The sequence below is a fragment of the Martinezella sp. CNPSo 3959 genome (genome assembly GCF_057784355.1).
The window spans coordinates 981,614-1,001,414 of sequence record NZ_JBXSOV010000001.1; the positions used below are offsets into that span (position 1 = coordinate 981,614).

Annotated in this window: 18 protein-coding genes; 9 read left to right on the forward strand and 9 right to left on the reverse strand. The window is 58.6% G+C overall.

All coding sequences use genetic code 11. The features are described from left to right. Positions 1 to 7 precede the first annotated feature (7 nt). Both AC13RE_RS04965 and AC13RE_RS04970 read right to left on the reverse strand, forming a co-directional pair. On the reverse strand, positions 8 to 1,468 hold the full coding sequence (locus tag AC13RE_RS04965; protein ID WP_488562147.1) for a hypothetical protein: 1,461 nt from the start codon (positions 1,466 to 1,468) through the stop codon (positions 8 to 10). Between the two features lie 110 nt (positions 1,469 to 1,578). Beyond that, positions 1,579 to 3,021: a hypothetical protein gene (locus tag AC13RE_RS04970; RefSeq protein WP_488562148.1), complete on the reverse strand. Its 1,443-nt coding sequence runs from the start codon at positions 3,019 to 3,021 to the stop codon at positions 1,579 to 1,581. 299 nt (positions 3,022 to 3,320) lie between these two features. Between AC13RE_RS04970 and AC13RE_RS04975 the strand changes: the two genes are divergently transcribed. From AC13RE_RS04975 to AC13RE_RS04995, 5 genes are all read left to right on the forward strand, one after another. Beyond that, positions 3,321 to 3,938, forward strand: coding sequence for a 50S ribosomal protein L25/general stress protein Ctc (locus tag AC13RE_RS04975; protein ID WP_015340613.1), 618 nt, complete (start codon positions 3,321 to 3,323; stop codon positions 3,936 to 3,938). Positions 3,939 to 4,183: 245 nt separating this feature from the next. Next, complete coding sequence (locus tag AC13RE_RS04980; protein WP_488562149.1) at positions 4,184 to 6,550, forward strand: EAL domain-containing protein; 2,367 nt, start codon at positions 4,184 to 4,186, stop codon at positions 6,548 to 6,550. Between the two features lie 14 nt (positions 6,551 to 6,564). After that, positions 6,565 to 7,296, forward strand: coding sequence for a substrate-binding periplasmic protein (locus AC13RE_RS04985; protein ID WP_488562150.1), 732 nt, complete (start codon positions 6,565 to 6,567; stop codon positions 7,294 to 7,296). 73 nt (positions 7,297 to 7,369) lie between these two features. Beyond that, positions 7,370 to 8,086, forward strand: a complete 717-nt coding sequence (pth, locus tag AC13RE_RS04990) for an aminoacyl-tRNA hydrolase (RefSeq protein ID WP_488562151.1) — start codon at positions 7,370 to 7,372, stop codon at positions 8,084 to 8,086. A 55-nt stretch (positions 8,087 to 8,141) separates the two neighbouring features. After that, on the forward strand, positions 8,142 to 8,561 hold the full coding sequence (locus AC13RE_RS04995; protein WP_488562541.1) for a GNAT family N-acetyltransferase: 420 nt from the start codon (positions 8,142 to 8,144) through the stop codon (positions 8,559 to 8,561). A gap of 15 nt (positions 8,562 to 8,576) precedes the next feature. Here the strand turns inward: AC13RE_RS04995 and clpS are convergent, their stop codons facing one another. Beyond that, the gene (gene clpS / locus AC13RE_RS05000; RefSeq protein WP_488482911.1) at positions 8,577 to 8,888 is read right to left on the reverse strand and encodes an ATP-dependent Clp protease adapter ClpS; all 312 of its coding nucleotides are present in this window, start codon (positions 8,886 to 8,888) and stop codon (positions 8,577 to 8,579) included. Between the two features lie 235 nt (positions 8,889 to 9,123). Between clpS and ychF the strand changes: the two genes are divergently transcribed. Beyond that, the gene (gene ychF, locus AC13RE_RS05005; RefSeq protein WP_488482910.1) at positions 9,124 to 10,227 is read left to right on the forward strand and encodes a redox-regulated ATPase YchF; all 1,104 of its coding nucleotides are present in this window, start codon (positions 9,124 to 9,126) and stop codon (positions 10,225 to 10,227) included. A 172-nt stretch (positions 10,228 to 10,399) separates the two neighbouring features. Here ychF and AC13RE_RS05010 read toward each other — a convergent pair whose 3' ends face one another. Further along, positions 10,400 to 11,524 carry a hypothetical protein gene (locus tag AC13RE_RS05010; protein ID WP_488562152.1) on the reverse strand — a complete coding sequence of 375 codons (1,125 nt, stop codon included), beginning with the start codon at positions 11,522 to 11,524 and terminating at the stop codon, positions 10,400 to 10,402. A gap of 177 nt (positions 11,525 to 11,701) precedes the next feature. On the opposite strand from AC13RE_RS05010, the gene AC13RE_RS05015 reads away from it, so the two are divergent. Continuing rightward, positions 11,702 to 12,166 (forward strand): MaoC family dehydratase, encoded by a 465-nt coding sequence (locus AC13RE_RS05015; protein ID WP_132717150.1) that lies wholly within the window; start codon positions 11,702 to 11,704, stop codon positions 12,164 to 12,166. Next, positions 12,163 to 12,630: a MaoC family dehydratase gene (locus AC13RE_RS05020; RefSeq protein WP_488562153.1), complete on the forward strand. Its 468-nt coding sequence runs from the start codon at positions 12,163 to 12,165 to the stop codon at positions 12,628 to 12,630. The genes AC13RE_RS05015 and AC13RE_RS05020 overlap by 4 nt, the downstream gene beginning before the upstream one ends. 47 nt (positions 12,631 to 12,677) lie before the next feature. On the opposite strand, the gene AC13RE_RS05025 is transcribed toward AC13RE_RS05020, so the two are convergent. The 4 genes from AC13RE_RS05025 to petA form a co-directional block, all read right to left on the reverse strand. Further along, on the reverse strand, positions 12,678 to 13,220 hold the full coding sequence (locus AC13RE_RS05025) for an adenine phosphoribosyltransferase (RefSeq protein ID WP_075851091.1): 543 nt from the start codon (positions 13,218 to 13,220) through the stop codon (positions 12,678 to 12,680). Positions 13,221 to 13,437: 217 nt separating this feature from the next. Continuing rightward, on the reverse strand, positions 13,438 to 14,304 hold the full coding sequence (locus tag AC13RE_RS05030; protein WP_015340624.1) for a cytochrome c1: 867 nt from the start codon (positions 14,302 to 14,304) through the stop codon (positions 13,438 to 13,440). Positions 14,305 to 14,325: 21 nt separating this feature from the next. After that, a complete protein-coding gene (locus AC13RE_RS05035; RefSeq protein WP_488562154.1) occupies positions 14,326 to 15,606 on the reverse strand; it encodes a cytochrome b in 1,281 nt (426 codons plus the stop codon). A gap of 14 nt (positions 15,607 to 15,620) precedes the next feature. Then, a complete protein-coding gene (petA, locus tag AC13RE_RS05040; RefSeq protein WP_132717153.1) occupies positions 15,621 to 16,199 on the reverse strand; it encodes a ubiquinol-cytochrome c reductase iron-sulfur subunit in 579 nt (192 codons plus the stop codon). Positions 16,200 to 17,033: 834 nt separating this feature from the next. Between petA and AC13RE_RS05045 the strand changes: the two genes are divergently transcribed. Further along, on the forward strand, positions 17,034 to 17,645 hold the full coding sequence (locus AC13RE_RS05045) for a LysE family translocator (protein ID WP_488562542.1): 612 nt from the start codon (positions 17,034 to 17,036) through the stop codon (positions 17,643 to 17,645). A gap of 106 nt (positions 17,646 to 17,751) precedes the next feature. Here AC13RE_RS05045 and AC13RE_RS05050 read toward each other — a convergent pair whose 3' ends face one another. Then, positions 17,752 to 19,605, reverse strand: a complete 1,854-nt coding sequence (locus tag AC13RE_RS05050) for an ABC transporter ATP-binding protein (protein WP_488562155.1) — start codon at positions 19,603 to 19,605, stop codon at positions 17,752 to 17,754. Between the last annotated feature and the right edge of the window lie 196 nt (positions 19,606 to 19,801).

Here is a 19,801-nt window from a genome sequence, read left to right on the forward strand (position 1 = left end):
AATTGGCTTACTTCAGGACCTGACCGTTGACCGACACGTGACCATCGTCTGAAAGATCGATATCCCAGCGCGAGCGCCCATCTGCATCCGTCTTGGCAAAGCCCTTGGCCATCATCAGGCCGAAGGAGAGCTGAGACAGATCCTCCTTGGTTTTTGCGGCCTCCTGGATGGCGGCGATCGTCTTGTCGAGATCGCGAGCAAGAACCGTCATCTTCATGGCGACGCGGTCCTTCTCGTTCAGCCAGCCGCGCAGGCTGCCGGATGCCTCGACATCATAGAGACCCGACGCGGCGCTGATCTTCGGGAAGTTGACGGTCATCGTCCCGTCCGGGAACATGGCCTTCTGTAGCTTCTCGTCCATGGCCGTGTCGCTCTCAGGATTCTTCAAATCGGCCTGCTGAAAAACATCCACGAGAGCGGAGAAATTCAGGTTCGGCACTTGCACCTGGATATCGGCCGTATCGGGGATGAAGGCGACATAGTCTTCGGGGATCAGGCCCGTTTCCAGTGCAAGCTTCTCGGCATTCAGCCCGAAGTCCGCATTCATGGCATTGGCTGGCCCGGCTACCTTGAAGAAATAGCCCATCTTCTGCAGGCCGCCATTGCCGAATGGCGTCGTGACCGCGATATCCTTGATGGCGACCGACTCCTCGAAGGAACCGACGATCGGCATGGCATCCAGCAGCAAGGCCTTGATCGCCTTGCTGTCGGCATCGGAAAGCGTCTTCTCATCCTTGTGTTCGGAGACGAACTGCAGCAGCGAATTCAGTGCCTTCAAGGGCAGCTTCGTCGCCCCCATGCTGAAATCGATCGCTGCAATCTTGACTTCCCCGAGCGTCGCATCGTCGGCCGAAATCTTGTCGTAGAGCGATTGCAGGCTGCCGTTCATCTTGAGATCGAGCCTGCCCGGCTCGCCGCTGTCTGCCGACGACACGGTATAGGTGATGCTGTCGGCGGTCGCGTCATTCTTCTGGACGCTTTTATCTTCGTCGGTGGTCTTTGTCGCGATGGTGATGCCGTTGCCCTTCATATCCATGGAACGCAGATAATGAAGTGCGGGATCGAATACGCCCTGAAAGGTCGATGATGCCAAGGCATAGCGAAATTCGGTATCGGGGCCGCTGCCAGGCTTCGAACGGGCCGTCACATCGAAGGCGTTGTTGCCTTCAATGTTCCAAAGGCCGCTATCCAGCGGTGTTGCCAGCATCATCAGCGGCTTGAGGCCACTGATGTCGAAACCGCTCACATTCAACTTATCGAGCAGCTTCTGCAAATCATAGGTGACTTCGTAGTGCGGGCTGACCGGCTTGACCGCGATCGCACCGCTCTTGGCGATATCATCGGGCAGGAAATAGGTCAGATTGCCGTAAAGGTCCTTAGCACCTTGCTCGCTGACATCAGCCGCCTGCACAACGCCGGCCACGCCGACAGCGAGAACAGCCGCCGTGGCAACCGCTTTGAAACGCATAACTCACCCCCAAATATGATGGAAAAGAAACGTGGAAACCTGAAAGGCGCCGACCGGCCTTTTACATGGAACTTTATCATCGCCCTGATACATGGGCTTACCCTCAAACTTCAAGGCTTCTTCATCACCTGTCCGTTGACCGTCACCGTTCGGTCTTCATCCATGGTGACGTCCCAGCGCAGACGACCGTCCGGGTCGGTCTTGGCAAAACCCTTTGCAGCAATCAAGCTGAAGGAAACACCGTTCAAGCGAGGCTGGGTCTTGGCAGCCTCTTGCATGGCAGCGACAGTCTTGTCGAAGTCGCGCGCCAGGATCGTCGCCTGCAGCGAAAAGCCGGAATGCGGCTTGGTCGAGGCCTTCAGCTCACCGGAAACCTCGACGTCGTAGACATCGGATTTTGCACTGATCTTCGGAAGCTCCAGCGTTCCGTAGCCGCTCGGGAACATCGTGCGTTTCAGAGTTTCGCCGGAAACCGGCGTCTCCCGCGCGACAATTGAATCGAGGCCAGCATCGATGAGGCCGGAGAAATTGATATTGGGCACGCCGAGCTGAACATCCACCATCATGGGCAGGAAGGGCATAAAAGTAGCCGGCACAAGACCCGCATCGGGCGTAAATTGCTCGGCCCTAAGCTCCAGATTGACATTGGACGCCTTGGTTAGGCCGTCCATCTTGAAACTGTAATCGATACGCTTGACGCCGACGTTGCCTTTCTCCGTTGCCACCAGCGCGTTGTTCACGGTCACGGTCTTGCCGAGCGAACCGAAAACCGGCAGAGCCTGATGGACCAGCTGCTCGAACTTTTCGCTGCCACTTTGCGAAAGTTGCTTGGCCTTGACGTGTTGAACGAAGAAACGGATGAGCGCGCGCAGATCCTTCACCGGCAGGCTGGTGGCAGTGAGGTTGGTATCGACGCTATCGGCGCTGAAAGTGATCGGCGCCGCATCCGGCCGCAGCGTCACCTGCTCATGCAAGCGTTGCAGCGTACCTTGCAATTGCAGATCGACCTTACCCGCTTCGCTACTGTCGGTGACCGTGTGAGCGAATGAGGCGCTGTCGATGGTCGCATCGATCTTGCGCCCGCTTTTCCGGCCACCACCGGCGCTCGAAAATTTCACGCCGCTGCTCTTGATGCCCATCGACCGCATCATTTCGATGGCAGGATCGAAAACACCGTCAAAAGAGCTGGAAGCGATGGAATAGGCAATGTCCGAGGTTGGCGAATGCAAGGCGACATCGAGACTGTTGTCGCCCGTCAGATGCCACCTTCCCTGCTCGACAGGCTGTGCGAAAAGGGAGAGCGGCTTGAAACCCGTCACCGAAAACGCGCTCGAATTGATCTTGTCGAAGAACTTCGCGAGATCATAGGTGATCTCATATTGATCGCCGGCCGGTTTTACGGTCACGAAATCGCTGCGGGCAAGGTCCTGCGAAAGCGAATGCGTCAGAACATTGCGGAGTTCCTTGGCGCCTTGCTCGTTCACGTCGGCTGCGTGTGAGACACCAGCAAGACCCATGGAAAAAACCGCGGCGGCGATAACCCTGGAACGCATGCCCGATCTCTCCTTTTGATCCGGAACGATTGCATTCGACTGTTGATGGGGCCGAGGATATATGTCAAGCCGTTGATAGAGGCCCCGTCGCAGGCTTGTCGGCGGCAGTTGCAATGTCATCACAAGGCCCCGATTCCGAGGGTGCTTGCACCTTTGGCCGCTTTGTATTATACGCCACGCGTCCGCGTAGACACCCTTGGAGGCAACGCGGATGAGGCAGGGCATGCCCTCCTCCAGTTCAATCGATGCGGCGTAGGCCGACCGACTGAACTCTCCAAATAACCTCGAAAGGAATAGCTATGAGCCACGAAAGCTACGAGCTCAAGGCCGAGGCGCGCGAACGGGTTGGTAAGGGGTCCGCCCGTGAACTTCGCCGCAATGGTCTGATCCCCGCTGTCATCTATGGTGACAAGCAGGCCCCCGTTTCCATCGCTCTCAACACCAATGAGGTGACGAAGCGCATCCACGCCGGTGGTTTCCTCACGACGATCGCCACGATCGACGTCGACGGCAAGAAGATCAAGGTTCTGCCGAAGGACTACCAGCTCGATCCGGTCCGTGACTTCACGCTTCACGTCGATTTCCTGCGCGTTTCCGGCAACACGGCGGTTACCGTCGAAATCCCGGTTCACTTCGAAAACCACGAGAAGTCGCCTGGCCTCAAGGCTGGCGGCGTGCTGAACATCGTTCGCCACGAAGTCGAAGTTCATTGCCCGGCCGATGCGATCCCGGAATTCTTCACCGTTGACCTCACGGGCCTGAAGAGCGGCGACAGCATCCACATCTCCGCCATCAAGCTGCCGAAGAACGTGACCCCGGTCATCACCGACCGCGACTTCACGATCGCAACGATCGTTGCCCCGGCTGCCGGCCTTGCTGAAGACGAAGCTGAAGGCGGCGAAGAAGCCAGCGCCTGATTGGCATCTTCGACTTGAAGCATCGAAACCCGCCTCCTCCCCAGGACGGCGGGTTTTTTCATGTTCGGAAACAAATATTAGAGAAAGTAAAAATAAGAACGTCTTGGATCTATACTATCGTTGATTTCCATTAACCCCACAGTTTCAGCAACATTTAACGGATTCATGAAAATCTGCGCGAAAGAGTTGTAGAAAGCGGCGCCCTCCCAAATCCGCTGGTCTATGACCGGGGAGCTAACGGAACTATGAGCCATTCGGTCGAAAACAGGTTTTTCGCGATCGTTTGCGGTGCGCTACTGATTTTCGTGGCGCCACTCTTCGTCCTATTCCTTTTTCTGTCGTCCGAACGCGCGGAAAAGGAAATCAAGGATCACATAACCGTTCTCCTCGTCGCCAATGCCCAAGCCCTCGCAAAGCCGCTATGGGACCTTGACGAAGACAGCGTCACCCAGATCAGCGCCACCACCGTCGCCGAAGGCGCGATCGTCCGTGTCAACGTCCGTGATCTTTCCGGCCAGCTCGACGTCACGCAATCGACCATCCCGAAATCTTACAAGGGCAATCTGGAGTCCATTGACCGGCCGATCATCTACAACGGCGTCGACGGTGCGAAGCGGCTTGGCACCATCACCGTCTATTATCCTCAGCTCGGCCTGTTCGACGGACTGAAGAGCGAGGAGATCGTCTTCATCTCCATCTTCATCTTCGCCGTCCTGACTGTGTTCGGCGCAGCGCTGATCGGCAATCGCATCTTCGTCATCCAGCCGCTGATGCGGTTGACACATGCCATAGAGGCTACGCGAAGGCTCGGCTCGCGTCATCATGTGGACTGGCAGTCGAATGATGAAATGGGCCGGCTTGCCAGCAGCTTCAACGACATGCAGAGCAAACTCCAGCGCGAGGAAAACGAACTGAAGCTGGCCCATCGCCGCGCGACGGACACCTATAATCTGACGCCCGCCATGCTCTTTTCGCTCGACAAGGACGATTGCATCGCGGCCGTCAGCGACTATTGGCTTGCCACCACGGGCTATGATCGTGCCGAAGTGATCGGACGCGAGTTTGCGAGCCTGGTCTCGCCGGATTCGCGCACGCAATATATCGAGCGCAAACGCGGCAACACCCACAGCGCCGCCCGCATCGACGTCACCGTGAAATTCCTCTGCCGGGACGGGAGGATCATGGATGTCCTGATCCTTGAGACAACCGCGATCCAGGATGGCCTGTCGCTCTCCGTCATGACCGACGTCACCGAACTCAAGCAATCCGAAGACCGTAATCTGCGGCAGGCAATTACCGACCATCTAACTGGCCTTCTCAACCGCCAGGGCTTCGAGAGCGCGCTGGATGCCAAGATCAACGAAGCCGACCTGCGCAAGCGCGAACTCGCCTGCCTCTTCGTCGATCTCGACCGTTTCAAATGGATCAACGACAATATGGGCCATGCTGCCGGCGACGCTGCACTGCGCGAATTGGTATCGCGCCTGCAGAAATGCCTGACGCCGGGCGATATTGCCGCCCGCCTCGGCGGCGATGAATTTGCCATGCTGCTTCTGGCCGAGAATGCCGAAGCAAGAGCAATCGAAATGACTGCCCTCATCGCCGAGGTCTTCGAGGCGCCCTTCGTCGGCGATGCGCGCCTCAGCGCCAGCATCGGGATCGCGATCTACCCGCGTCAAGCCGCCAATGCCGCGGAACTGCTGCTGAAATCCGATATCGCCATGTATGCCAAGAAGCGCGATGGCAAGAACGGCGCACAGATTTTCGACAACGGCATGCTGGACGATTCCCGCCGCCGCGCCGAACTCGAGAGCCATATCGAAACCGGCCTCAACGAAGACTGGTTCGAGGCCTATCTGCAGCCTGTGGTCAATATAGACGACCGCTCCATCGCCGGCTTCGAGGCGCTGATGCGCCTGCATCACCCGCAGAAAGGCATCCTGCCCCCTGGCCGCATCATCGAGGTCGCAGAAGAGACCGGCTCGATCATTCGTATCGGCAACCGCATCATGGAGAAGGCTATTGCCGATTTTGCCCGCCTCTCGCGGATCGAGGGCATGCAGGATACCTATCTCGCCATCAACTTCTCGCCGCTGCAATTCGAATCCGAATTGCCGCTGCGCATTGCGGCTCTCCTGTCACGCTACGAAATCGCGCCTCGGCGCATCGTCGTGGAAATCACCGAGGCCGTGCTCATGGACGACAATCCCGAGACGCGCATGGTCATCAACGAGATCTGCCGCTATGGCTGCCGCATCGCGCTCGACGATTTCGGCACAGGCTATTCCTCGCTGAGCTATATCAACCGCTTCCCGGTCGATATCATCAAGATCGACCAATCCTTCATCCGCGCGATCAACGATACCGCCTCCGATGTCAGCGCCAAGAGCCGCATGCTGGTCGAAAGCATCACCACCCTGTCGCACAAGATGAACTGTACAGTGATTGCCGAAGGCGTGGAAACGGAAGAGGAATGCGCAACCCTACGTACGATGGGTATCGACTACGGCCAAGGCTATCTTTTCTATCGCCCGCTGCATCCCGAAAACCTCATGAAGACGCTGGCGAGCCTGCAGGAAGACCGCTCTTCCCCCGTAGCGCAGGCGTCATAGCGATGGAGGGCCGGATGCGAGGGCTGCTGTTCATAATCGCCACCAGCCTGCTTTCGTTTTCATGTCTCTTTCCGGCCCACGCCGAAAGCGTTCATTTCACCACCGAGGAATATCCACCCTTCAACTATCGTGAAGGCAAGACGCCCGTCGGCGCGGCCACCGAGCAGATACAAAAGCTTATGGCCGATATTGGGGTCGACTATACGATCGATGTCATGCCGTGGGCGAGAGCCTACAATCAGGCTCTGGCGGAGCCGATGACCTGCGTATTCGTCACTGCGCATAACGAGGCGCGCGACAAGCTCTTTAAATGGATACAGCCGCTGCTGATCGATCGCAACGTTCTCATCAAGCATAGCGGCTCGAACGTTGCCGCAACGACCATCGCCGAAGCCAAGAAATATATCGTCGGCACCTGGCGCGAAGACTATACGGAAGCGATCCTGCGCCGGAATAATTTCCCGCGCATCGACATCGGCAGCGATTTCAAGGCTACCCTGAAGAAGCTGATGAGCGATCGTATCGACTTGATGCCGATCTCGGAGTTCTATTTCGACAAGCTGCGCAAAGAAGGCAATGCGGTCGAGAAAGTGACGATCCTTTCTCAGCAGCCCATGGGCATTGCATGCCAGAAGGATTTTCCTGCCGAACTCCAAGGCAGAATGCAGACCGCGCTCGACATGCTGATCGCAAACGGCACGCAGCGCCAGATTTTCCTGAAGTACGGCCTGCACCTTGACGACTGACCGCATGCCGCCTTGACTTTGCCGTCAAATCGCTGTGGTGAAGGGCATCGGTATTTTCCAAGGGGTGAAGCGCATGCTTCTCATCGCGGGCCTCGGCAATCCGGGCGCCAAGTATCAAGGCAACCGCCACAATATCGGCTTCATGGCCGTAGATGCGATCTATCGCCGCCACAGCTTTTCGCCCTGGTCGAAGAAATTCAAGGCGGAGATAGCCGAAGGCGAACTCGGCGGCCAGAAGGTGCTGCTCATCAAGCCGCAGACCTTCATGAACCTCTCCGGCGAAGCCGTCGGCGAAGCTATGCGCTTCTACAAGCTGCAGCCGTCCGATCTCGTTGTGATCTACGATGAACTCGACCTGCCGGCCGGCAAGGCGCGGCTGAAGACCGGCGGCGGCCATGGCGGTCACAACGGCATCAAGTCGATCGATGCCCATTGCGGCAAGGAATACCGCCGTCTGCGGCTGGGCATCGGTCATCCCGGTGCCAAGGAATTGGTGCACAACCACGTTCTTGGCGATTTCGCCAAAGTGGACAGGGACTGGCTGGACCCGTTGTTCGATGCGCTCGCCGACAATGCCGACATGCTGGTGCGCGGCGAGGATTCGCAGCTGATGAACAAGATCGCGCTTGCCCTCGGCGGCAAGCCGGAAGACGACGCACCCAAGCCGGAGAAGAAAGCGCCCGCCAAGTCCCACATCCATCAGGCGCGCAATCAGATCAAGCCGAAGATCCCCGAAACCGGGCCCATGGCGGAAATGCTGAAGAGGATGTTCGGCAAGAAGGACGATTGAGGTGCCGCAGCCAGCAGTCACAGACGCCGCAAATCTCCCCATCCGTTCGGTCGCAATGGCGGACCTTTCGACGCTGCTTGCGCTTTATCGGCATCTGAACACCGAAGACCCGGTGTTGGATCTGCAACTGGCGCAAAGCCGCCTCGCGGAAATCCTCACTCATCCCGGCATGACGATCCTCGCCGCCTTTGACGGCGACAAGGCCGTGTCATCCGTGACGCTGGTCGTCATTCCCAATCTCACGCGCGGCGGTGCGCCCTATGCTTTGATCGAGAACGTGGTAACCCACGCCGATTATCGTCAGCGCGGCCTTGCCGGCGCAGTCATCCGCGCGGCATTCGCAACTGCCTGGGGAAAGAACTGCTACAAAGTGATGCTGCTGACCGGCTCGAAGAACCCGGCAACGCTGCGCTTCTACGCCAATTGCGGCTTCAAGCAGGATAAGACCGGCTTCCATATCCGCCGGCCCGCTTAGCAAGTATTACCGTGCCTATTCCTCAGGCTCGGTCGTGAACATCAGCGGGAAACCGGCGCTTTTAGCAAGATCGATCGCCTCCTGCGCCTTCGTCTCGGCGACATCCCGCGCGCAGACCATGACCACGCAGGTTCCGAGCTTATGTGCAGTCATCATCACCCGGTAGCCGGTCTCCTCGCTCATGCGGAAGACGGCCTTCAGCACCATGATGACGAATTCCCGCGGCGTATAATCGTCGTTCACGAGAATGATCTTATAGAGCTTCGGCCTTTCGACCTTCGGCTTCGTTTTAGGCTTTGGCTTCAGGACAACATCATTGTCACTCATCGGCATCACCGTTGACGACAGAAAAAGAGTTTTGGGCTAACAGCTGAAGATTATAGTGCGGCGCACTAGGTCATTCAAGGACGACAGCGTCTCTCGGACGATGCAAAAGGGGCATTCGAGAGACTTCCGCCTTTCTTTCGGCAGAAAAAAGCCTCCTTGCCCGCACAAGACTTGACCCGCAACGGCCCTTCCCCCATAGGCACTGCAAAGATTTTCAAGATATGGACAAGGTGCCATGGGTTTCAAATGCGGTATCGTCGGGCTGCCGAATGTCGGCAAGTCCACTCTGTTCAACGCGCTGACCAAGACGGCGGCGGCGCAGGCGGCGAACTATCCGTTCTGCACGATCGAGCCGAACACCGGCGAAGTCGCGGTTCCCGATCCCCGTATGCGTAAGCTCGCCGACATCGCCAAGTCGAAGGAACTGATCCCGACGCGCATCTCCTTCGTTGATATTGCCGGTCTCGTCCGTGGCGCCTCGAAGGGCGAAGGCCTCGGCAACCAGTTCCTTGCCAATATCCGCGAAGTCGATGCCATCGTGCATGTGCTGCGCTGCTTCGAAGACAGCGACATCACCCATGTCGAAGGCCGCATCAATCCGGTTGCCGATGCCGAGACGATCGAGACCGAGCTGATGCTCGCCGACCTTGAGAGCCTCGAACGCCGCACCGAGCAGACGCGCAAGCGCGCCACCGGCAAGGACAAGGAATCCATGGCGATGCTGCCGATCATGGATGCGTCGCTCGCATTGCTTCAGGAAGGCAAGCCGGTCCGCACGCTGCTCTCGAAGCTCGATGCCGAAGAGATCCGCATCCTCAAGAGCCTGAACCTTCTGACCTCGCACCCGGTGCTTTACGTTTGCAACGTCGCCGAGGGCGATGCCGCGACCGGCAACGAGCATACCGCGGCAGTCGCTGCCATGGCCAAGGAGCAGAATTCGGAAGTCGTCATCATCTCCGCCGCTATCGAGGCGGAAGTGGCGCAGCTGCCCGACGAAGAGGCGAAGGAATTCCTCTCCGCGCTCGGCCTCGATGAAGCCGGCCTCGACCGCCTGATCCGCGCCGGCTACAAGCTCCTCCACCTCATCACCTACTTCACCGTAGGCCCGAAGGAAACGCGCGCTTGGACGATCGAACAGGGCACGAAGGCGCCGCAGGCAGCCGGCGTGATCCATTCGGATTTCGAACGCGGCTTCATCCGCGCCAACACGATCGCCTACGACGACTACATCGGCTATAACGGCGAAACCGGCGCGAAAGAAGCCGGCAAGGCTCGCGATGAAGGCAAGGAATATGTCGTCCAGGACGGCGACGTCATCCACTTCCGCTTCAATACCTGATTGCTTTTCAGCTGCCGGCGCCTAAGCAATTTCAGGAAAAGTGCGAAGCGGTTTTCCGTCCGGAATTATATTAGAGACGGATGTCGCCCGAAAACCGCGCACACTTTTCGGCATCCCGCTCTAAAACAAAAGGATAGAGCGTTTTCGCGATTCGAAGAAAAGCGGAAAAACTCTATCTGAGCGCCGGCAATCTCGCCTGCACGCCGGCGGGCAGGCGCCGCACGACGATGCCACGCAGATCGGCCCAGCCAATGCCGATCACAAGCACCACCAGCCCGACAATCATCAGCACCAGGAAACCGATTTTGTCGAAGCTGGCATTGTTGTGCCGAAGGATGGCCGCAGTCGCGAGGCCGAGCGAGACGAGGCCGGCCGTCACGAAAGCGCGGCGATCGATCACAAGCCCGATCAGCATCATCGCCAGAACTGCGATCAGCACAGTTACCGCCTGCAGGTAGCCACCGAAGAGCACGTCGGTGAGATTGGTAAAGACGGTGCCGCTGCTGGCAAGCTCCAGGCGCAAGGCCAGAAGGACAGTCGAATAAAGCAGCGCCGGTGCGGTCGCGAGATGCAGCCAGAATGCCACATCCGAGCGGCGCGTAACCCGCTGGGGATCGCTGAGATCGAAGCGCATCGCCAGGACGAAGCTGCCGATTGCCGTCACCAGCAGGATCATGAGCGTCTGGATCGGATAGTCTGCCGGCACATTTGCAGATCCCATCACCGTGCCGGCGATATAGAAGACCCCTGCGAGAAACAGCCCGAATAACGAAAACAGCAATAGCGCCAGCGACAGTGGCACGCGGTAGCGCCAGTAGAACAATGCCAGCGACAGCGGAAATGGTGCCGCTATGACGATTGCGCCGATGGTGAAATTTTCACTCAGTGCAGGCGTGGAGCCGACATAGGTGATCACGGTATGGAAGACCCAGGCTACCAGCGCGACGGTCAGCACGACGGCCGGAAGCGCCAGCCGTTGACGGCGGACAAGAATTTCGGCCAGAACGACGATCGCCAGCAGCGACACATAGCGGTTCGTCAGACCCCATAGCCCAGCGAGAAGCACGATGATGCCGATCGTGATCAGCACGTCGTGGAAGCCACGGATGAAGCGCGGAGCTTCCGTATCCTCCAAAGGATTGGCTTCGCTGAACGATGGCACGCCCAGACGACCCTCGGCTGCCGGCACCGCGCCGATGTTCTTGGCCGCCAGATAGGGCAGCAATCTCTCGGCCTGGATGGAGGAAATAATCCCCTCGCCGGCCGCTTCGTCCAATGCGATCTTGAGTTCCCTCATCTTGCTCTCGTTTCATAGCGCCATGATCCAGCCTCACCATATCATCGTCGCACAATCAAGGGCTGCCGGCATCGATAGACAATCACCCTGAGCAGCGCCTGTAGGGTTATGAAAACGCTTGCGCCGCCACAGCGGGCCATGCGATTGGCGATGAATGAGAGTGGAGGATGAGAGGATATGACGAAACTCGTCTACGAAGACTTCCGGCCGGGACAGGAGTTTCCGCTCGGTCCCAAACTCATGACAGCGGGGGAGATCATCGAATTCGCCAGGGAATTCGATCCGCAGCCGATGCATCTGGATGAGGAAGCCGGCCGCGCCAGCATTCTCGGGGGCCTTGCCGCTTCCGGCTGGCACACCTCGGCGGTGTTCATGCGCATGATGTGCGATTCCTATCTCCTTGCCACCGACGCACAAGGCGCGCCTGGCATCGATTTTATGGAGTGGAAGAAGCCGGTTCTGGCGGACGATACCCTGTCGGGCCGATCGACCGTCGTCGAGGCCCGTCCCATGCGCTCCCGCCCGGGTATCGGCATCGTCAGGTTCCGCCATGAGGTCGAAAACCAGCGCGGCGAACTGGTCTGCCTCGGAGAGAACGCGGTCATGATCCGCATGCGCAGCGTCGCGGAGGTTTCGGCATGAAGATGAGCGAACTCTATGCCGTCGGTGAACGTATCGAAATCGGTGGCCACACCTTCACGCCGGAAGGCATCGTGCACTTTGCCTCGCGCTTCGATCCACAGATCTTCCATATGGATGCGGAAGCGGCCAAGCACTCCCTGTTCGGCGGTCTCTGCGCTTCCGGCTGGCACAGCTGCTCCATGTGGATGCGCAGCTTCGTCGATTTTTGGAAGTCCGAACAGGCCCGGTTGGTTGCCGAAGGCAAGACGCCGCCCATCCTCGGCCCCTCGCCTGGCTTCAAAAACCTGCAATGGCTGCGGCCCGTCTTCGCCGGTGATACGATCAGCTATGGCGTCACGATCCTTGACAGTCGCCCATTGGCCTCGCGCGCCGGCTGGACGCTCTATACGCTCGCCTGCGATGGAGTGAACCAGGACGGTGCTCCGGCCCTGCGCTTCGAAAGCAGCGTTCTGGCTTTTGAATAGCGAGCTGCGGGGCCGTTCGGAGCGGCCCCATCAGTCCTTTCGGCCATTTAGTGGCCGGCGAATTCGACCAGCGTATGTACCGGTACGTCGAGCTCCTCGAGCTTCCTGCGGCCGCCAAGGTCAGGCAGGTCGATGACAAAGCAGGCGGCAACCACTTCGGCCCCAATCTGGCGCAGGAGCTTGGTGGCACCGACGGCAGTGCCGCCGGTCGCGATCAGATCGTCGACCAGGATGACCTTCTCGCCCGGATTGACCGCATCGCGATGCATCTCCATTTCGTCCACGCCATATTCCAGGCTGTAGGCGATGCGAACGATATCATGCGGCAGCTTGCCCTTCTTGCGGATCGGCACGAAACCGGACGACAGCTGATGCGCCACCGCGCCGCCGAGAATGAAGCCGCGCGCTTCCATGCCGGCGACCTTGTCGATCTTGGAGCCGGCATAGGGATGCACCAGCGCATCCACGGCGCGACGAAACGCCCTGGCGTCGCCAAGCATCGTCGTGATGTCGCGGAAGATGATACCGGGCTTGGGATAGTCCGGAATGGAACGGATGCTGGCGGCGAGCTCCGAAGCGATAGTGTTCATGAAATATATACTCTCAGGCTATGATAGGGCCGGCCGCACCCTATCAAGACCCGAGCCCTATACCAACAAAAAAGCCCAACCGCTTTGCGCTCCGCCATTGCGGTGTTGCTATCACCTCAATGACAAACGAGGCCGGAACATCATAACCGATGTCCCGGCCTCTCAATGTATAAGGCGGCCTCGACGGGCCGCCCCTTTCATCGAAACATCGCAGTACTCAGTGAGCGCCTGCCTTGGCATAGACGGAGCGCTTGGTGAGATAGATTAGCGTGGAGAAGATCAGCAGGAACACCATGACCATGAAGCCGAGGTGCTTGCGATCTTCCAGATGCGGCTCGGATGTCCACATCAGGAAGGCAGACACGTCGCGAGCATACTGGTCCACCGTCTGCGGCGAACCGTCGTCATAGGTCACCTGACCATCCGAAAGCGGCTTCGGCATCGCAAAGGTCGCGGCCGCATCGAAATACGGATTGTAGTGCGAGTTCTGCGGCACCTTGAAACCGGCCGGCGGCTCTTCGTAGCCGGTCAGCAGCGAGTAGATATAGTCCGGTCCACCTTCCTGATACTGCGTGAAGATATCGAAGATGAACTGCGGGAAGCCGCGTTCGATTTCACGTGCCTTGGCAAGCAGCGACATGTCGGGCGGCACGGCCCCGTTGTTGGAGGCCGCGGCCGCTTCGTCGTTCGGGAACGGCGAGTTGAAATGGTCGGACGGGAGCGCCTTGCGGGTGAACATCTCACCCTGAGGGTTCGGGCCGTCCTGCACTTCGTAGTTGGCGGCAAAGGCCTTCACCTGGGCTTCCGTATAACCGAGATCTTCCAGCGTGCGGTAAGCCACCAGCTTCATCGAATGGCAGGCGGAACAGACTTCCGTATAGACCTTCAGACCACGCTGCAGCTGTGCCTTGTCATAATAGCCGAACGGGCCGGAGAAGGTCCAATGCTGCTCGCGCGGCTCCTTCAGCGGATAATGCGGCGTCTCGGCTTCTGCGGCAGGCTTCGTTTCCGCAGCGATCGCGGAAACGGTGGCCAAACCGCCGATCAGGGCAAGCGAGAGAAGGCCGGCAACAATCTTTTTCATCGTTTTCTTCCTTCCAACCGCTCAGGCGCTCATCGTGACGGCGTCTTTTTTATTGCCGCCCTGCTTTTCAAGAACCGCCTCCGTAATGGAATTCGGAATGCGCTTCGGTGTCTCGACTATGCCAAGGATCGGCATGATGACCAGGAAGAACAGGAAGTAGAACAGCGTCGCGAACTGCGCGGCCGTGGTATAGATGCCCTCTGCCGGCTGCGAGCCAAGCCAGCCGAGCAGGATGGCATCGGCGATGAACAGCCAGAAGAACAGCTTGTACCAGGGACGATAGACGGCCGAACGGATCTTCGACGTATCGAGCCAAGGCAGGAAGAACAACACGATGATCGCGCCGAACATCGTCAGAACGCCACCAAGCTTGGAGTCGATCGGGCCGATGTTGAAGGTGATCGAGCGCAGCATCGCGTAGAACGGCAGGAAGTACCATTCCGGAACGATGTGAGCCGGCGTCTTCAGCGGGTTGGCCGGAATGTAGTTATCGGCATGACCGAGGAAGTTCGGCAGGTAGAAGACGAAATAGGCGAAGACCAGCAGGAAGACGGAAACGCCAAGCGCATCCTTCAGCGTCGCATAGGGCGTGAAGGCGACCGTGTCGGTCTTCAGCTTGACTTCGACGCCCGTCGGGTTCGTCTGGCCGGTCACATGCAGCGCCCAGATGTGCAGAATGACGACGCCGGCGATCATGAAGGGCAGCAGATAGTGCAGCGAGAAGAAGCGGTTGAGCGTCGGATCGTCAACGGCAAAGCCGCCGAGCAGGAAGGTCTGGATCCAGTCGCCGACCCATGGGAAGGCCGAGAAGAAGCCGGTGATGACGGTTGCACCCCAGAAGGACATCTGACCCCAGGGCAGGACGTAGCCCATGAAGGCAGTCGCCATCATCAGGAGGTAGATGATCACGCCGAGAATCCAGAGGATTTCGCGCGGCGCCTTATAGGAGCCGTAATAAAGGCCGCGGGCGATGTGCAGATAAACGGCTACGAAGAAGAACGACGCGCCGTTGGCATGCATGTAGCGCAGCAGCCATCCATGATTGACGTCACGAACGATCTTTTCGACCGAATTGAAGGCGATCGCCGTATTGGCCGCATAGTGCATGGCCAGCACGACACCGGTCAGGATCTGCAGAACCAGCATCACGGCTAGCATGGCGCCGAAGGTGTAAGCGTAGTTCAGGTTGCGCGGGACCGGATAGGCGATGAAACTATCATAGACCATACGCGGCAGCGGAAGCCGCGCGTCGACCCATTTTTCGAGCCCTGTCGATGGCTCGTAAGACGAATGACCACTCATGTTTCAGCTCCCCCTCAACCGACCTTGATCTTCTTTTCCGACGTGAACGCATATTGCGGTATGAAGAGGTTCTGCGGTGCAGGCCCATGGCGGATGCGACCGGCAGTATCGTAAACCGAACCATGGCAAGGACAGAACCACCCGCCATATTCCCCCGCCTGACCGAGCGGGATGCAGCCGAGATGGGTGCAGACGCCGATCATGACGAGCCAGTTTTCCTTGCCCTCACCGGCCGAACGGGCAACGTCGGTTGCCTGTGCATCGGACGGAAGATTGGCGTTGCGAGCGACCGGATCTTTCAGGTCCGAAAGCTGCGTGCCCTTGGCATCGTCGATTTCTTTCTGCGTGCGGTTACGGATGAAGACAGGCTTACCGCGCCATTTCACCGTCAACGACATGCCGGGCTCAAGGCTCGACACATCGACTTCGATAGATGCAAGAGCGAGTGTCGATGCGTCGGGCCGCATCTGGTCGATAAACGGCCATGCGACGGCAACTGCACCCACCGCACCGGCCATACCTGTCGTCAAATAAAGGAAATCGCGGCGAGTCGGCTCGCCGGTGGACTCAACTGTCGTACTCTGCTCGCTCAAAGCTGCACATCCTCTTCCCGCAAACCACGGCAAAAACCGCGGTACCCCTCTCACCAACGGCGAATCAATGCGACCATAATTCCGCCATAGATTCCTCCGTAACCCGCTGCGTTCTAAGCTTGATCGCAAATTATGTCCAGTCTTGGCAAGGGGTCAGGGCACAATGTCGCGGCAAAACTGCGTTAATGCGTCGCAAGGCCGGAGCTCAATCTTCCCCTTCTCCGGCAGAGAAGTTAAGCACATGAAAAACTAGGGAATTCCGCAGCGTTTTTCTCCGGCGCGACGCAGAATAGGCGATCAGCACAATACCGCACAGCAACAAAAACAATGAAAATTCCTCGAAATTCCGATCTCAATCTCTCCTTTCTCACCTGAACGCAGACCGAATTTCGTGCGCGATTTATCAGTGAACGCCATATTCCCTGCAACCCAACAAGAACTGTAAAACGGAGCCGGGATCGACCGGTCGAGTTGGCAACGGTCGTGAGCGGCGCATTGAGCGTCGAGCGCGAAATGCCGGTTGAACTGCAATTTCATTCAAGACCGGAAAACGCAATGCCTCGATATTGCCGCCAGCCATTATCGAGTGAGAGTCATGCACGCTACCCAAGCCGACGCCATGTATCGACAGCACCTGTGGTCGCTCGACACCTTGCCCGCGACAAACCTACCAGTCGGATATTTCACCGCGCGAAAGCGTGCGGCGACGGCTCTCGTCGTCGAGAAAGCTTTGCCGAGAGTCCATCAGGACACCTTGCGTGGATCAGCCGCCGAAACAAGCACCTCGGCTCAAGCCTTACCGCCGATATTCCCCTCTTCCGTGGGGGCTGCCGCATGAACATCGAGTTTCTGATCACGACCCTCATCATCGTTGCCTCTCCCGGCACCGGCGCGATCTACACGCTTGCCGCCGCATTGTCTGGCGGCACGAGGGCGAGTGTGGTCGCCGCATTCGGCTGCACTCTTGGCATCATCCCGCATTTGCTTGCAGCGATAAGCGGCCTCGCCGCACTCCTGCACACCAGCGCCCTAGCGTTTCAAGCGCTCAAATGGCTCGGGGTGGCCTATCTGCTCTACATGGCCTGGTCGATGTTTTTGGAAAAGGGTGTTTTGCGCATTGACGGCGCACCGACCGACAAAAGCACGCGACAGGTGATAGGCTCGGCAATCCTGATCAATTTGCTTAATCCCAAATTGTCGATCTTTTTCTTCGCCTTCCTGCCTCAATTCGTGACGCCGGATCAGACAAGCCCGATCATGCTGATGCTGAAGCTCAGCCTGGTCTTCATGGCGCTCACCTTCATCATCTTCGCAGCCTATGGCGTATTCGCAGCACACCTGCGCCGCCATATCGTCTCGAATCCAACGGTGCAATCATGGATGCGGCGAAGCTTCGCGACTGCGTTCGGATTGCTCGCGGCGCAACTTGCTCTGGCGAGCCGCTAGTCCGCAGCATCGTCTTCCAGACTTCTTTGTTGCGTTTTGGATTTCTGAAAAATAGCCACTCAGGAAACACAACTGGGGCACCTCGGCGCCCCAGTCGTCCGTCTCATTATTGTGCCGCCGTCTCGACCTCTTCATGGTCGGCGAGGAAACCACCGGACTGGCGGCTCCAGAGTTCGGCATAAATGCCGCCCTGCTGGACCAGCGCCTGATGTGTGCCCATCTCGATGATCCGGCCCTTGTCGAGAACGACGAGGCGGTCCATCTCGGTCAGCGTCGACAGGCGGTGGGCGATGGCGATCACCGTCTTGCCATGCATCAGCGCGAAGAGGTTTTCCTGGATCGCCGCTTCCACTTCGGAATCGAGCGCCGAGGTTGCCTCGTCGAGCACCAGGATCGGCGCGTCCTTCAGGAAGACGCGCGCGATGGCGATACGCTGCCGCTGGCCGCCGGAAAGCTTAACGCCCCGCTCGCCGACCTGCGCATCGAGCCCTGTGCGGCCATACATGTCGACCAGACCCTCAATGAAGTCCCAGGCATTGGCGCGCTTGGCTGCCTGGATGATGTCCTCATCGGTCGCGTCCGGACGGCCATAGGCGATGTTGTCGCGGATGGAACGGTGCAGCAGCGAGGTGTCCTGCGTCACCACACCGATCATCGAGCGAAGGCTGTCCTGCGTGACGCCTGCGATATCGTGGCCGTCGATGGTGATGCGGCCGCCCTCCAGATCGTAAAAGCGCAGCAGCAGGTTCATCAGCGTCGTCTTGCCGGCGCCGGAGCGGCCGACAAGACCAACCTTTTCGCCCGCGCGGATATCGAGGGTCAGATCCTCCATGACACCCTTCGCCTTGCCGTAATGGAAGCGAATGTGGTCGAAGCGGATCGCTCCCTGCTGGGCAACGATCGGCGGTGCCGCCGGCTTGTCGATGATGTCGTGTGGCTTCGTCATCATCTCCATGCCGTCATAGACGGTGCCGATGTTTTCGAAGAGCGCAGAGACTTCCCACATCACCCACTGCGACATGCCGTTGACGCGCATAGCAAGGCCGATGGCAATGGCGATGGAGCCGACCGAGATCGAGCCGCTGAGCCAGAACCAGATCGACAGAGACGAGACGATGAACAGCGCCGCGCAGTTGTTGAAATAGACCGAGGCGTGGAACAGCGTCACCTTGCGCATCTGCTTGTGCACTGTATTGAGGAATTCCTCCATACCGGCCCTGGCATATGTCTCTTCGCGGCCCGCATGCGAGAACAGCTTCACCGTGGCGATGTTGGTGTAGCTGTCGACCACGCGGCCCGTCATCATCGAGCGCGCGTCGGCCTGCTGCGCGGCGATCTTGCGCAGCACCGGCACGAAATAGGCGACGATGGCGACATAGACGCCAAGCCAGACCAGGATCGGAATCATCAGCCGCCAGTCGGCCGCCGCGATGACGAGGATCATCGACAGGAAATAGGTGACGACGTAGACGAAGACATCGAGGATCTTCATGACCGTTTCGCGCACGGCAAGCGAGGTCTGCATCACCTTGGTGGCGACGCGGCCTGCGAACTCATTGGCGAAAAAGGTCATGCTGTGGCGCAGCAGGAAGCGGTGCATCTGCCAACGCGCGATCATCGGATAGTTGCCGAGCAGCACCTGGTGCATGATGAAGCTGTCAAGGATCGCCGCAGCCGGCAAGCCGATCAGCACCATTGCCCCCATCCAGAACAGCTTGTGCCATTCCGTCTGCAGGAAAGTCGCCTTATCCGCATGCGTCAGCCAGTCGACGATATCGCCGAGGAACTGGAACAGCGCCACCTCACCGATCGCGATCGACATGGTGAGAATGCTCATGGCGATCAGCCACGGCAGGGCCGGTTTGGAATAATGCCAGCAGAAGGCGAAGAGGCCACGCGGCGGCGTATCCGGCACCTCGCTCGGAAATGGATCTAGTCGGCGTTCGAACCAGCTAAACATGGAAATGCTCCAAAGACTCGACCCTTCGACCACCCACTGCGCTGAAAGATCGCAGATTCATATGGTGGCCGGGCCGTAAAACGACGAGGCCATAGTGGCCGCGCAATGACTTAAAGAAGGGGGATACTTGCGAATATGCGCCTTGTAGCGCTCTTCAAATCCGTGGGTTCACGGCACCGAGGCGCAGCATCATAAA